We start from the raw sequence: 13,262 nt of genomic DNA, 5'->3' as shown, positions 1-13,262 counted from the left end.
GTGGCGCCCGCGACGCACCCGTGCGCACCACCGGCGGTTCCGCACCGCGGCCGGCGCCCGCTCCCGGGTGCCGGCCCGTGCCGTCGGTCAGAGCGCGGACAGCTCGTCCACCAGGTCGTCCAGGCCCAGCGACCCCTGGGACAGGGCCGCCATGTGCCAGGTCTTGAGGTCGAAGGCGGCGCCGTGCCGCCTGCGCGCGTTCTCGCGGCCCAGCAGCCAGGCCCGCTCGCCGAGCTTGTAGCCGATCGCCTGCCCCGGAATCGTCAGATAGCGGGTCATCTCGCTCTCCACGAAGTCGGCGGGCCGGCTGGTGTGCGCGGCGAAGAACTCCTCGGCCAGCTCCGGCGTCCAGCGCTCACCGGAGTGGAACGGCGAGTCCGCCGGGATCTCCAGCTCCAGGTGCATGCCGATGTCGACGATCACCCGGGCCGCGCGCATCATCTGTGCGTCGAGGTAGCCGAGCCGGTGCTCCGGGTCGGTCAGATAGCCCAGCTCGTCCATGAGGCGCTCGGCGTACAGCGCCCAGCCCTCCGCGTTGGCGCTGACCCCGCCGATGGTCGCCTGGTAGCGGGAGAGGTTTTCGGCCACGTGTGCCCACTGCGCGAGCTGGAGGTGGTGCCCGGGCACGCCCTCGTGGTACCAGGTCGACACCAGGTCGTACTCCGGGAACCGGGTCTGCCCCATGGTCGGCAGCCAGGTGCGGCCGGGACGCGAGAAGTCCTCCGAAGGGGCCGTGTAGTACGGGGCCGCGGCGCCGCCGGGCGGGGCGATACGTGCCTCCACCTTCCGTACCCGCTCGGCGAGTTCGAAGTGCGTGCCGTCCAGTTCCTCGATCGCCCGGTCCATCAGGCCCTGCAGCCAGACCCGGACCTCCTCCACGCCCTCGATGTGCGCGCCGTGCTCGTCGAGGTGGGCGAGCGCCACCCATGGTGTCTCTGCACCGGGCAGGATCTTCTGGGCCTCCTGGCGCATCTCGCCGAGGATGCGGTGGTACTCGGCCCAGCCGTACGCGTAAGCCTCGTCCAGGTCCAGGTCCGTGCCGTTGAAGTAGCGTGACCAGCGCGCGTACCGCTCGCGGCCCACGGTGTTCGGGGCGCCCTCGACGGCCGGCGCGTACACGTCCCGCATCCAGTCCCGCAGCTCGACCACCGCGGCGGTCGCGGCACCCGCCGCCTCGTCCAGCTCGGCGCGCAGCGCCTCGGGCCCGGCCGAGGCGAAGTCCTCGAACCAGCCGCGCCCCGTGCCGTCCGTGTCCGCCCACTCGGTGAGCTGGTCGACGAACGTGGCGGTCGGACGCGGGGCCGCGTACAGCTTCCGCTCCAGGCCGAGGGTCAGCGACTCGCGGTAGCCCGCGAGCGCGGCCGGGACCGCGCGCAGCCGCTGCGCGACCGCCGCCCAGTCGTCCTCCGTCTGGGTGGGTGTCACGGTGAACACATCGCGCACGGCGTGCCCGGGGGTGTGCAGATTGCCGACCGCGCGCAGGCCCTCGTCGGCCTCGTGCACGGCGAGTTCGGCGGTGAGCCGTTCGCGCAGCAGCCGTGCGCAGCGCCGCTCCACGTCGCTGTCCGCCCCGGGCCGCCGCTCGGCCTGCGCGAGCGCGGCAAGGGTGTTCCGCGCCAGTTCCGCCAGGGCCTCCTGGCCCGCCGGTGAGAAGTCCGGCAGCCGACTGGAACTCTCCTTCACTCCGAGGTAGGTACCGGTGACCGGGTCCAGGGCGACGAGTGCGTCGACATAGGCGTCGGCCACCTCGCGGGGCAGCGGGCTCTTGGATTCAGACATGCCGTCCATCCTCATACGGCGATGATGTTCTCGTCACCCCCGGGCGAGCCGCCCGTACCGCCGAGCGGGCGCGGGCAGAGCCGCCGGCGGCGGCCCGCGGACCGCCGCCGGGCGAGCACCGGTCGCTCCCGGCCCCGCGGTCAGTCGCGGCCGGCCGGGCCGTCGGAGCGCCGCCGCGCGCAGTCGTACGGCGGTCGCGAGACGACCGGGGTGGCGTCCAGCCGGGCCGTGATGACGAGCGTGCCCTCCTCGATCTGGTAGTCGAGCGGCAGACCGAGACCGCGCATCGCGGCGACCATGCCGGTGTTGGACGCCTGGGTCACGGCGTACACGCTCTCGCAGCCCGCCTCGACGGCCATCGAGACGAGACGGCCGAGGAGTTCGCCGCCGATGCCGCGCCGCTGCCACTCGTCCTCGACGAGCAGCGCGACCTCCGTCTCGTCGCCGTCCCACAGCAGATGGCCGAGGCCGACGATGCGGCCCGAGGCGGTCTGCACGGCCAGTGTCCGCCCGAAGCGCGGGCCGAGCAGATGGCCGAGGTAGCGGTCGGCGTCCCGGACCGGCCCGTGGTACCGCAGGCCCAGGGTCCGCGACGAGCACCGGGCGTGCATCGCCTTCGCCGCCTCCAGGTCGCCCGGGTCGGCCCGCCGCACGGTGATCGCATTGCCCTCGGCCAGTGTCAGCACGTCCTGGCTGCGGGGGATCCGCGGGCCGAGCCGCGCGTCCAGTTCCACCAGTGCCCGCGCCCGGGCGAACTCGGCCGGGGTGAACGGCAGATAGGGCCGCTCCACGGTGATCACTCCGCCTTCCGGCGCGCGCAGCCGCAGCACGGTGTCCTCCAGCGCCCCCTCGGCCGGTACGGCCTCCGGTCCCCGTGCGTCGTCGGCCGCTGCGGCGGGCAGCGAGCGTATGGTGCAGCGGCCCAGCAACTGCCGTAGCGCCAGCGGGAGTTCCGCGGCATCCAGCGCGGTACGCGCGGCAAGGCCCAGGACCCGGGTGGGGGCGTCCACCAGATCGTGCGCGTCGGCCCGCTCGATCCAGGTGTGCGCGCCGCCGGCCACCGAGACCACCCGGGTGATCTCGGTGCCGGTGAGGTCCGCAGGGGAACGCAGCAGGAACTCGTCCACCGTGCCCGCGGCCAGCGGATGCGTCTGCAGGCTCAGGATGTCGACCTCGCGGCCTGCGAGGGCCGTGCACAGCGCGGCCAGCGAGCCGGGCCGGTCCTGCACCGTCGTCCGCATCCGCCACAGCACGCTCGCCCCGCCGACGGCGCCGGGTGTCGTCTCCGGCCGTTCGGCCGGCCCGGTCCGCCGCGGCTCGGCGGGCGGCCGGACGCCGGTATGGCTCGGGGGAGGTGCGTGACCGTGGCGCCGTGCCCACCAGGTGTGGAACCCCGCCGTGGCGATCAGCGCCGCAGCGGCGATCACCAGCAGGGCCGGGCCGTCGGGGCCGTGTCCGATCAGGTTGGCCACCACGTCCGCCACCGCGACGGCCGTGAAGAGGGCGGCGAGTTCCACGACGTCCCGCCGCCAGTGGTGCACGGGACGCCCGTGCCTCGCTCGTGTCACATCCGACAGGTCTCCAGTCATGCATCCACTGTGAAGGAACGGTGTTGCCTGATCACGAACACTCTGTGACTGATGGGTAAAGCATAGTTTTGTCCCTTTTGCCGCCTTTTTGCCTGAGGGAGTGTCAGGAGACGAAGAAGCGCGGCTCGGCGGGGTCGGCAGGCGTCGCCGATCGCGCCGCGCACCGGGGGATGACGCCGGTGCGCGGCACGCCATCGAGGGTACGGGAGCCGGCCGCCCGGCGGGCTCCCGCCGCGCCTACTGGCCGACCCGGCCCGGCTGCAGCCGCCGCGTGAACAGCACCGTGCCGTCCTGCTCGCGCAGCCGCACCGTCAGCTCACCGCTGTGGCCGTCGATGTCGACCTCGCCGAAGAACTGGTAGCCGCCTGCGGGGGAGACGTTCGACGCGGTCGGCGCCTTCACGAACACCCGTTCCGGTCCGAAGGTGCCGTCCAGTTCGCTGGCCGGGAAGGCACCCGCGTTGAGCGGTCCTGAGACGAACTCCCAGAACGGCTCGAAGTCGGTGAACGCGGCCCGCGACGGCTGGTAGTGCTGCGCCGAGGTGTGGTGCACATCGGCGGTCAGCCACACCGTGCCGGTGATCCGACGGTGCTTGATGTACCGCAGCAGCTCGGCGATCTGCAGCTCACGGCCCAGCGGAGCGCCGGGGTCGCCCTGCGCCACCGCCTCGATGTTCGGCCTGCCCTCGGTGGCGTCCGGCACGACGAGGCCGAGCGGCATGTCGGAGGCGATCACCTTCCACACCGCGCGCGAACGGGACAGCTCCCGCTTGAGCCACTCCAGCTGCTCGCGGCCGAGGATGCCCTGCGGGTCCACGGTCTGGTCGTCGGGCGAGTTGGCGTTGCGGTAGGTCCGCATGTCCAGGACGAACACATCGAGCAGCGGGCCGTAGCGCACCACGCGGTGGACGCGGCCGTCCTTCGCGCCCGGCCGCAGCGTCGGGATCGGGAAGTACTCGCTGAAGGCCCGCCGGGCGCGCGCCGCCAGCACGTCGACGCTCTTCTCGGTGTACCGGGCGTCCGTGTCCGCGATCACCTGGCCCGGGTACCAGTTGTTGCGCACCTCGTGGTCGTCCCACTGGATGATCGACGGGACCTGCGCGTTGAACCGCTTGAGGTTGTCGTCCAGCAGGTTGTAGCGGAAGTTGCCGCGGAACTCCGCCAGCGTCTCGGCGACCTTGGACTTCTCCTCGGTGGTGATGTTCCGCCAGGTCCGGCCGTCGGGCAGGGCCTGGGTGGCGCTGATCGGGCCGTCGGCGTAGATGTTGTCGCCGCTGCACAGGAAGAAGTCCGGGTCCAGCTTCGCCATGGCGTCATAGATCCGGTAGCCCCCGAGTTCGGGGTTGATGCCCCAGCCCTGGCCGGCCAGGTCGCCCGACCACAGGAACCGCACGCCGTCGCGGCGGCGCGCCGACACGGTGCGGAACGTGCCGGCCACCGGCTCGCCGGTGCGCCGCGGGTCGTCCGGGTCGGCGAGCAGCACACGGTAGTGGATCTGTTCGCCGGACGGCAGGCCGCGCAACCGGGTGGTGCCGGTGAAGTCGGTGCCCTGGCCCAGCAGCGGGCCGTGCCATCTGCGCGGGTTGCGGAACGACTCGGTGGCCGAGGTCTCCACCACCATCCGGGCCGGCCGGTCCGAGCGCACCCACACCAGTCCGGAGTCGGAGGTCACGTCGCCGACCTGCACGCCCCAGCCCGCCTTGGGGCGCCCCGACAGGGCGAACGCGGGTGCGGCGCCGGCGGCGGCCGGCAGGGCCAGGGCCGCGGACGCGGCGAGGGAGCCGCGCAGGACGCTGCGGCGGGCGGGGAAGGGACGGTGTGACATGACTGCGCCTCCGGGGTCGGGAACCGGACCGTGTGCAGTGCCACAACTACTGGTGTGCCGCAGCGGGCACGGAAACCACAAGTGAACAACTGGCCCGGCGGCCACGGAAACCGGAGGACACCTCCATGGCCCGGCGGGCCCCGCCACCACCAGGCATCGCCCACGGGCATCGCGCCGCGAGGCGAGCGCCCTGCGGGGTGTGAAGGCCGGTGGGCGGCTGCGGGGGTGGCGTGGCCGGTCGCGCAGTTCCCGCGCCCCTGTGGGGCGCCGTCGCCGGGGGTGCTTCTACTGGCCTGGTCGGCGGCTGCCGTCGAGGATGACGCGTGCGACGAGGGCCGGGTCGTCGTTCATCGGGCAGTGCCCGCAGCCGGGCAGACGCACCAGCCGGGCCCGGGGGATGATCTGCTTGGCGCGGATGCCCTGACGGCGCACCAGCACCAGGTCGCGGGTGCCCCAGGCGACCGTGACCGGGACGGTGGGGATGTCGTCGGTGAACCGGACGGCGCCGCCGGCCCGCAGGGTCGCGTCGAAGCCGGTGGCCCGGGCCAGCGCCAGCGTCTCGGCGACGACCGCCTGAGGTGAACGCCGGGCAGGCCGGGCGTAGATCGTGCTCGTCAGGGCGGTGCGGCCGGCCGCCGTCCGGGCCAGCCGCTCGACCAGGGGTTGCGGCAGCCGCCGTGAGGCCCGCCGCATCGCCGTCAGCACACCGAAGGCGTAACGCCGTTCGCTCGGCGACCAGAATCCGGCGGGGGACAGGGCGGTGACGGACCGTACAAGCTTCTCGCGGCCCAGTTCGAGGGCGAGCAGCCCGCCCAGCGAGTTCCCGGCCACGTGCGGGCGGTCCAGTTCCAGGGCCTCGAACAGCGCCCGGAGGACGACGTTGGTCGTCGGCAGGTCGTAGGCGAGGCCGTCCGGCAGGCCCGGGGAGGCGCCGAACCCGGGCAGGTCCACGGCGATCACGTCGCGTTCCACGGCGAGGATGTCCACCAACGGGTCCCACGCCTGCCGGTGGTGGCCGATGCCGTGCAGCAGGACCAGTGGTTCGCCGCGCCCCACGCGCGCGTAGGAGACGGTGACGTCCCGTGGGCCGTGCGCGGTGGGGACCTCGAAGGAGACGGTCGCGGACATGGAGTGCTCCTCGTCTGGGACGGGCCTGCGGACAGTGGTAGACAGCTTGTCAGCAATTACTACCCACGGGTAGCCCCCGGGGCCCGCGTGTCCCGCCGCCGCCCCGGTGCAACGCACCGCGCCCGCCCCGAAGTCCGTGCTCTCCTGGACAATCGCGGGGCGCATTGGATGGGATGGGGCCGTGAGCGCCGACACCCCGACCGACGTCTTCGAAGCGCACCGACCCGTCCTCATGGGAGTCGCCTACCGCATGCTCGGACGCGTGGCCGACGCGGAGGATGTCGTCCAGGACGCCTGGCTGCGCTGGTCCGGCGCGGACCACGGCCAGGTGCGCGAGCCGCGCGGGTACCTGGTGCGCATCACCACCCGGCTGGCCGTCGACCGGCTGCGCGAGATCCGCGCGCGAGGCGAGGCGTACGCCGGCCCCTGGCTCCCGGAGCCGTATGTCACCGACTTCGCGGACAGCGCCCCGGACGGCGCCGAACGCGCGGTGCTCGCCGACTCCGTCTCCTTCGCCGTACTCGTCGTCCTGGAGTCCCTGTCGCCCCTGGAACGCGCCGTGTTCGTCCTCCGGGAGGCCTTCGGCTATCCGTACGCCGAGATCGCGGCCGTACTCGACCGCGGCGAGGCGGCGGTGCGCCAACTCGCCGCGCGGGCCCGCCGGCACGTCGACGAGCGACGGCCGCGCTATACGGTCGACCCGGCCGAGCGGCGGGATCTGACGAAGCGGTTCCTCGCCGCCGCGGCCGACGGCGACCTCGCGGCGCTGATGTCGCTGCTCGCCCCGGACGTGCGCCTGGTGGGCGACAGCGGCGGCAAGGCGAAGGCGCCGCTGCGGGTCCTGGAGACGGCGGACAAGGTGGGCCGGTTCCTCGTCGCGGTCACGGCCGCGGAGGCGTCGAGGCTGTCCCTGCGTCTCCTGGAGGCCAACGGCGGCGTCGCGGTGCTCGCCCTCAGCGGCGGCAAGCCCGACACCGTCCTGCAGCTGGACGTGGCCGACGGCGTCGTCCACACGGTGTACCTCGTCCGCAACCCCGACAAGCTGCGGTCCCTGGCCGGTCGCTGATCCGCTCCGCCCCGAAGCCCCCTGCGACGGTGGTTTTGCCGGCATGTCACGACAGCGGCCGAGTGCGAACGGTCCGTGAACGCTCCGCTGCGGCGGGCCCCCGCGCCGCCCGAGGGATCGAGGATTGGTCTTGACCAAGGGTGAGCGCCGCCCTATCGTCGCAGATAAGTGCAACAACCTTTAATAAACAAGGGCGCTAAAACGCCGCCGGACCACGCCGATCGCGGAGGACAGGGTGGGGACCACGCAGCTGGAATCGGTGCCGGAACCGAAGTACTGGCATCTCAGGACCGTGCTCAGTGAGGCCTTGGACTCCGAGTTCTCGGTAGGTGAGATCCTGCCCAACGAGCGGGACCTCGCGGCCCGCTTCGGCGTGGCCCGCGCCACGCTCCGCCAGGCCCTCGAACAGCTCGAACTGGAAGGCCGGCTCCAGCGCCGCCGCGGTGTCGGCACGACCGTGGCCCCGCCGCGCGTCGGCGTCGCCGTCGGCACCGAACAGCACGCCTGGCCGGGCGCCGCGGAAGACGCCTGGCAGAGCACCGACTGCACGCAGGCGGTGCCGCCCGCGGCCGTCGCCACGGCCCTGGAGACCGGCGCCGACGAGCCCGTGCACACCGTGCGCCGCACCCGCGTCTCCCACGGCCGGCCGGTGGCCGCCGAACTGCTCTACGTCCCCGCGTCCTCGGTGCCCGACCTGTCGGCGATCGACGCCCCCGCCGGCCCGGCACGCGCGCGTGCCGTGCTGCGCGAACTGCAGCGCCTGCACCTGGAGGGCGAGGACCGCGCCGTGGAACTCGGCTCGGCAGGCGCGGACGACGCCAAGGAACTGGACCGGCTCCCCGGGGCGCCCGTGCTGGTCGTCACGACGCGCTTCTTCGCCGAGGGCCGCACGGCGGCGCTGTCCGTCGCCGTGTACCGCGCGGACACCTGCCGCCTCACCTTCGGTGACTCGGGCAAGGTGGAGATCCACCACGGACCCGAACGGCAGGCCTCGTAACCGCGAGACGCCGTGACCGACGGATCACCGCCGGGCCGTCGCCGTGCCCTCCACCGCGAACAGCTGCTCCTCCACGTGGTCGAGGGCGAGCCGCAGCGCGCCCATGGGCACGGCCGCCTCACCGAGCAGGGAAAGGGTGACCTTCGGCGGGCGCAGGCAGTAGCGGGCGAGTTCATGGCGCAGCGGTTCCAGGACGCCGTCCAGGCCGGCCGCCCAGCCGCCGATCACGACCAGCTCCGGGTCGAGCGCCAGGACCAGCGCCGCCACATCGTGCACGAGCCGCTGGATGAACCGGTCCACGGCGGCCCGCGCCCGCCGGTCGCCCTTGCGTGCCAGCGCGAACACCTCGGCGACCGCCTGCTCGTCCAGCGGATGCAGCGGCTGGTCCGTGGTGGACAGCAGCGTCTCCGGGGTCACCTCACGGCCCAGCAGATGCAGCGCGCCGATCTCCCCGGCCGCCCCGCCGAACCCACGGTGCAGCCGCCCGCCGATCAGCGCTCCGGCGCCCGGGCTCAGCCCGGCCAGCACGAACACCACGTCGTCCGAGTCGGTCGCCGCGCCCTTCCAGTGCTCGGCGACGGCGGCCGCGTTGGCGTCGTTCTCCACCAGCACCGGGCACTTGAAGGAACGGCTCAGCCGCTCGCCGAGCCGCAGGCCCGTCCACTGCGGCAGCGCCGTGCCCAGCCGTACGGTCCCGTCGGCCTCCACGATCCCCGGCGTGCCGACCCCGACGGCCCGCAGCGAGCTGCGCGCCACCCCGGCCCGCCGCAACAGCTCGGCCACGGCGGTCCGTAGCCGCTCCAGCCGCTCGTCCGCGTCGGCCCGCTCGTCGACGTCCTTGGCCTGCGCGCCCAGCACCCGGCCGTCCAGGTCGGACAGGAGCGCCGCGACGCGGTGCGCGCCGATCTCCAGGCCCAGCAGATGGCCGGCCTCGGCCCGGAACCGGAACCGCCGCGCGGGGCGCCCCTGACGGCGTGCGGCGCCCTCCTCGGCCGCCGTCTCCACCACGAGGCCGGCTTCGATGAGCCCTTCGACGACCCCTTCGACGGTCGGCCGGGACAGCCCGGTCACCCGGGTGATCTCCGTGAGCGTCGCGCAGTCCGTGGCACGCATCGCGTGCAGCACCACCGCGGAATTGATCCTTCGCAGCAGCGAGGGATCGCCGCCGGTCAGCCGCCCCACCGTCCGTCCTCCCAGCTCGTGCGCGTGTTGGGCGGATCGTACTCGGCGCCGCGGGGCCCGGCGAGTGCCGGGCGCCGACTGCCGTGCGCTGCGCGGGCGTTCAGCCCGGCGCGACGAAGCCCGACTCGAACGCCGCGATCACCGCCTGGGTGCGGTCCCGCGCCCCGAGCTTCGCCAGGACGGCGCTCACATGCGACTTGACCGTCTCCGTCCCGACGACCAGCCGGGCGGCGATCTCCGCGTTGGACAGCCCACGAGCCATCAACCGCAGCACCTCGGCCTCCCGTTCGGTCAGCCGGGCCCGCTCCAGCGCGGCCCGCGCCGCCCGGTTGCCGTGCCCGTCGTCGCCGTAGCGCGCGGCGAGCTGCCGCACCGACGCCGGGAACAGCAGCGACTCGCCCTCGGCGACCAGCCGCACCGCGTGCGCGATCTCCGTGGGCCGGGCCCGCTTCAGCAAGAACCCGTCGGCACCGGCACGCAGCGCCTCGTACACGTACTCGTCGTTCTCGAATGTGGTCACCACCAGGATCTTCGGCGGATCGGCCACGGTGCGCAGCACCGCGCGCGTGGCCTCGATCCCGTCCAGGAGCGGCATCCTGACGTCCATGGCGACCACGTCCGGCCGCAGCCGCCGCACCAGAGGGATCACCGCCGCGCCGTCGGCCGCCTCCCCGACCACCTCGATGTCGGGCTGCGCATCGAGGACCGCGCGCAGCCCCGCGCGGACCAGGGGTTCGTCATCGACGATCAGAACGGTGACCGGCATCCGGCCAGCCTAGATCAGTGCACCGGCAGCTCCACGCGCACCTGCCAGTCGCCCGCGTCCGGACCCGTGTGCGCGCTGCCCCCGAGCAGGGCCGCGCGCTCGCGTATGCCGCGCAGGCCGCTGCCCCGGCCGGCACCGGACACCGCGGCCGTCAGCGGATTGCGCACCTCCAGGGCGAGCGCGCCGTCCGCCACCGTGACCCGGACCAGGACCGGCACGGCCCCCGCGTGCCGCAGCACATTGGTCAGCGCCTCCTGGAGGATGCGGTAGCCCTCCCGGGAGACCGGACCCGGGACCGTCTCCAGGGGACCGGTCATCTCCGCGTCGACCTTGGCACCCGAGGCGCGCGCCGACTCCAGGAGCCGGTCGGCGTCGGCCAGCGTCGGACGGGCGCTCGCCGGCCGCTGCGTCTCGCGGAGCACGCCCAGCACCCGCTCCAGGTCCTCCAGGGCGGCCCGGCCCGTCTCCTCGATGGCGCCGAGGGCCCGGTCGGTGAACTCCGCATCGCCCGCTGCCCGCGCCGCCCCGGCCTGCACCACCGCCACCGTCAGGGCGTGCCCGATGGAGTCGTGCAGTTCGCGCGCGATGCGGGTGCGCTCCAGGAGTTGTTCGGTCTGTTCCTCCAGCGCGGCCAGACGCTCCGCCGCGGACGGGCCGAGCAGCCGCCGCGCGAGGGCGGTGGCCAGCGCGCCGAGGCCCACCACCACGCCGTACAGGGCGATCAGGGGGAGCGGGGCGAGCAGTCCGTAGGCCCAGTGCGGCTGCGCCCGGTCCAGTACCGGCACCTCGGGCACGGTGTGCCCCGAGGCGAGCCGGATCAGCAGATAGGTCAGGGCCGGCAGCCACACGGTGGCGACGGCCGCCGGCACCGTGAGGGCCATCCGGACCTCCAGCCACAGCACGGTGCGCAGCCTGTCCCGCCATGTCGCCGCCGACGCCACCGAGATGCCCGGCTCCTCCTCGCCGGGTGTCAGCAGCAGCCGCGCCTGCACCCCCTCGCCGGTCCGCACCGCCCCGATGAGCCCCACCGGGATCAGGACGGCCGCCGGCACCCACGGGGTCGACGGGGAGACGAACAGCCACACGCTGACGATCAGCGCGGGCACCCACAGGTGCAGGAAGCGCGTGTACGTCGTCCCCCGCAGCAGCGGGCTGAGGAAGCGGGCCATCCGGACATCCTGGCAGGTGCCACCGACAACGGGCTCCCCCGGGCGGGGGAGACGGTCCGCACCGGCGGGGGAGGAACGGGCGCCCGCGAACGGCCAGGATGGCGCCATGACCTGCATCGACGTACGAGACCTCAGCAAGGAGTACGGCGCCCGGCGGGCCGTGGACCATGTCACCTTCAGCGTCCGCCCCGGCCTGGTGACCGGTTTCCTCGGCCCCAACGGCGCCGGGAAGTCCACCACCATGCGGCTCGTCCTGGGCCTTGACCGGCCGACCTCCGGGACCGCGACGGTCGGCGGCCGTGCCTACGCCGAACTCCGTGAGCCTCTGCGTCATGTGGGCGCGCTGCTCGACGCGCAGGCCGCGCACGGCTCCCGCACCGGGCGCGACCACCTGCGCGCCCTGGCGGCGAGCAACCGGATCGCCGAGCGCCGGGTCGACGCCGTGCTGGAGGAGACGGGGCTCGCGGCGGTGGCGCGGCACCGGGTCAGGACGTACTCCCTGGGCATGCGGCAGCGGCTCGGGATCGCCGCCGCGCTGCTCGGCGATCCCGGGGTCGTCCTCCTCGACGAGCCGTCGAACGGCCTCGATCCTGAAGGCATCGTCTGGATCCGCGCCTTGCTGCGCCGGCTGGCGGGCGAGGGCCGCACCGTCCTGGTCTCCAGCCACCTCATGAACGAGACCGCGGCCTTCGCCGACCACCTCGTCGTCCTGGGCCGCGGACGCCTCCTGGCGGACACCCCGCTGCAGGACTTCATCCACGCGCGCGTACGGCCCGGCGTGCGGGTCCGCACGACCGACGGGACGGCGCTCGCCGGCCTGCTCGCCCGGCACGGCTACGACGCCGCCTCGACCGACAGCGGTCAGTGGACCGTGCGGGACGCGCGCGTGGAGGACATCGGGCGCCTCATGGCCGACGCGGGCGTCCCCGCCCTTGAACTCGCCGCCGAGGAGGCCACGTTGGAGCAGGCGTATTTCGATCTGACGTCGGCAGAGGCCGAGTTCACCGCCCAGCCGCAGGAGGTATGACCGTGTCGTCCCCTTCCACGTTCCAGCCCGCCCTCCACGCCGAGTGGATCAAGATCCGTACGCTGCGCTCGCTCGTCGCCGGCCTGGGCGCGGTGCTCGTCGCGACCGTCGCCTTCGGCGCGCTCGCCTCCGCCGACGGCGACGACAACGACCCGCTGTTCGCCGTGTTCTTCGGCATCTCCTTCGGGCAGATCGCGGCGATCGCGTTCGGCGCGACGGCCGTGTCGTCCGAGTTCCGGGGCGGCGCGCTGCGCCTGACGCTGGCCGCGGTGCCCGACCGGCGGCGGTGGTTCGCGGCGAAGGCCACCGCGATCGCGCTGCCCGTCCTCGCCGTCGGCCTGGTCACCGGGGCGGCGACCCTGCTCGTCGGCCGCGCCGCGCTCGGGGCCTCATCGGACCGGCCGGCCTGGGCCGAGGGACTGCGGGCCGCGGTCGGCTGCGGCATCTACCTGACGCTGATCGCGCTGTTCGCGGCCGGGATCGCGGCCGTGCTGCGCAGCGGAGCGGCCACGCTGGGCCTGCTGATCCCGCTGCTCCTGATCATCTCCTTCGTCGTCGGCGACCTGTCCGGCAACGCCGCCGACTACCTGCCCGACCGGGCCGGTCAAGTGATCCTGCACAGCGACTGGGACGGCGGCCTCGGCCCGTGGACCGGACTGGCGGTGACCGCGCTGTGGACGGCGGCAGCACTGCTCGCCGGAGCGTGGTGCGTGCACCGGCGGGACGCCTGACACA

Annotated in this window: 11 protein-coding genes; 4 read left to right on the top strand and 7 right to left on the bottom strand. The window is 73.9% G+C overall.

The genetic code is table 11. From position 1 onward, the window contains the following. Window positions 1-87: 87 nt before the first annotated feature. The 4 genes from ACIRFL_RS33300 to ACIRFL_RS33285 form a co-directional block, all read right to left on the bottom strand. Entirely contained in the window at window positions 88-1,779 is a 1,692-nt protein-coding gene (locus ACIRFL_RS33300) for a DUF885 domain-containing protein (RefSeq protein WP_404035960.1), read from the bottom strand. A gap of 140 nt (window positions 1,780-1,919) precedes the next feature. Then, on the bottom strand, window positions 1,920-3,368 hold the full coding sequence (locus tag ACIRFL_RS33295) for a GNAT family N-acetyltransferase (protein WP_404035958.1): 1,449 nt from the start codon (window positions 3,366-3,368) through the stop codon (window positions 1,920-1,922). A 237-nt stretch (window positions 3,369-3,605) separates the two neighbouring features. After that, window positions 3,606-5,192, bottom strand: coding sequence for an alkaline phosphatase D family protein (locus ACIRFL_RS33290; protein ID WP_404035955.1), 1,587 nt, complete (start codon window positions 5,190-5,192; stop codon window positions 3,606-3,608). Window positions 5,193-5,477: 285 nt separating this feature from the next. Further along, window positions 5,478-6,320, bottom strand: a complete 843-nt coding sequence (locus ACIRFL_RS33285) for an alpha/beta fold hydrolase (RefSeq protein ID WP_404035952.1) — start codon at window positions 6,318-6,320, stop codon at window positions 5,478-5,480. Window positions 6,321-6,501: 181 nt separating this feature from the next. Between ACIRFL_RS33285 and sigJ the strand changes: the two genes are divergently transcribed. Together sigJ and ACIRFL_RS33275 are read left to right on the top strand one after the other, a co-directional pair. Further along, window positions 6,502-7,386: an RNA polymerase sigma factor SigJ gene (gene sigJ, locus ACIRFL_RS33280; protein WP_404035950.1), complete on the top strand. Its 885-nt coding sequence runs from the start codon at window positions 6,502-6,504 to the stop codon at window positions 7,384-7,386. A 235-nt stretch (window positions 7,387-7,621) separates the two neighbouring features. Next, window positions 7,622-8,383 carry a GntR family transcriptional regulator gene (locus ACIRFL_RS33275; protein WP_404035947.1) on the top strand — a complete coding sequence of 254 codons (762 nt, stop codon included), beginning with the start codon at window positions 7,622-7,624 and terminating at the stop codon, window positions 8,381-8,383. Between the two features lie 24 nt (window positions 8,384-8,407). On the opposite strand, the gene ACIRFL_RS33270 is transcribed toward ACIRFL_RS33275, so the two are convergent. The 3 genes from ACIRFL_RS33270 to ACIRFL_RS33260 all read right to left on the bottom strand — a co-directional run bounded on the left by ACIRFL_RS33270 (window position 8,408) and on the right by ACIRFL_RS33260 (window position 11,500). Further along, the gene (locus ACIRFL_RS33270) at window positions 8,408-9,565 is read right to left on the bottom strand and encodes an ROK family transcriptional regulator (protein WP_404035944.1); all 1,158 of its coding nucleotides are present in this window, start codon (window positions 9,563-9,565) and stop codon (window positions 8,408-8,410) included. A gap of 100 nt (window positions 9,566-9,665) precedes the next feature. Beyond that, window positions 9,666-10,331 (bottom strand): response regulator, encoded by a 666-nt coding sequence (locus ACIRFL_RS33265; RefSeq protein ID WP_404035941.1) that lies wholly within the window; start codon window positions 10,329-10,331, stop codon window positions 9,666-9,668. Window positions 10,332-10,345: 14 nt separating this feature from the next. Continuing rightward, complete coding sequence (locus tag ACIRFL_RS33260; RefSeq protein WP_404035939.1) at window positions 10,346-11,500, bottom strand: sensor histidine kinase; 1,155 nt, start codon at window positions 11,498-11,500, stop codon at window positions 10,346-10,348. A gap of 106 nt (window positions 11,501-11,606) precedes the next feature. Here ACIRFL_RS33260 and ACIRFL_RS33255 point away from each other — a divergent pair, with 106 nt between their 5' ends. Further along, the gene (locus ACIRFL_RS33255; RefSeq protein WP_404035936.1) at window positions 11,607-12,527 is read left to right on the top strand and encodes an ATP-binding cassette domain-containing protein; all 921 of its coding nucleotides are present in this window, start codon (window positions 11,607-11,609) and stop codon (window positions 12,525-12,527) included. A 2-nt stretch (window positions 12,528-12,529) separates the two neighbouring features. Beyond that, window positions 12,530-13,258 carry an ABC transporter permease subunit gene (locus ACIRFL_RS33250; protein ID WP_404035932.1) on the top strand — a complete coding sequence of 243 codons (729 nt, stop codon included), beginning with the start codon at window positions 12,530-12,532 and terminating at the stop codon, window positions 13,256-13,258. Window positions 13,259-13,262 lie beyond the last annotated feature (4 nt).

Origin of the sequence: Streptomyces sp. NPDC102462 (assembly GCF_044765425.1) — a bacterium.
GTDB lineage: Bacteria > Actinomycetota > Actinomycetes > Streptomycetales > Streptomycetaceae > Streptomyces.
Note: the sequence above shows the minus strand (reverse complement) of the source record. Positions and strands in the feature narration are given on the sequence as shown.